At 71.2% G+C, this 549-nt stretch carries 1 pseudogene; it reads left to right on the forward strand.

What is annotated here, in order from left to right:
- Positions 1–549 (forward strand): annotated as a pseudogene (locus KVT32_RS28515) (bifunctional salicylyl-CoA 5-hydroxylase/oxidoreductase); the annotation flags it as partial.

Genomic DNA, 549 nt, shown 5'->3' on the forward strand with positions numbered 1-549 from the left:
CTGGGAAGAGGTCGACGGCCGCCGCGTCCCGCTGGTCCTGATCGGCGACGCCGCCCACAGCGCCCACTTCTCGATCGGCTCCGGCACCAAGCTGGCGCTGGAGGACGCGATCGAGCTGGCGCGCCGCTGCGCCGGGCGCGGGGTCGCCGAGCTGCCGGAGGTGCTGGCCGGCTTCCGGGAGGCGCGCGCGCTCGAGGTGCGGTCATTGTAAAGCGCCGCGCGCAACTCAATGGAGAGGTTCGAGAACGTCGAGCGCTATAGCGCCATGGAGGCCGAACAGTTCGCGTATTCGCTGCTCACCCGCAGCCAGCGCCTCTCGCACGAGAACCTGCGCCTGCGCGACCCGGCCTACGTCGCCGGCTTCGAGCGCTGGCTGGCCGAACGCGCCTGCGTCCAGGCCGGGGTGACCCTGCCTGTTTCCCAACCGGCGCCTCCGCCGATGTTCACGCCCTGGCGGGTGCGCGGGGTGACGCTGAAGAACCGCATCGTCGTCTCGCCGATGGCGCAGTACTCGGCCGTCGACGGCACGGTGGGCGACTACCACCTGAT

Origin of the sequence: Achromobacter sp. GbtcB20 (genome assembly GCF_019091095.1) — a bacterium.
Lineage (GTDB): Bacteria > Pseudomonadota > Gammaproteobacteria > Burkholderiales > Burkholderiaceae_B > Achromobacter > Achromobacter mucicolens.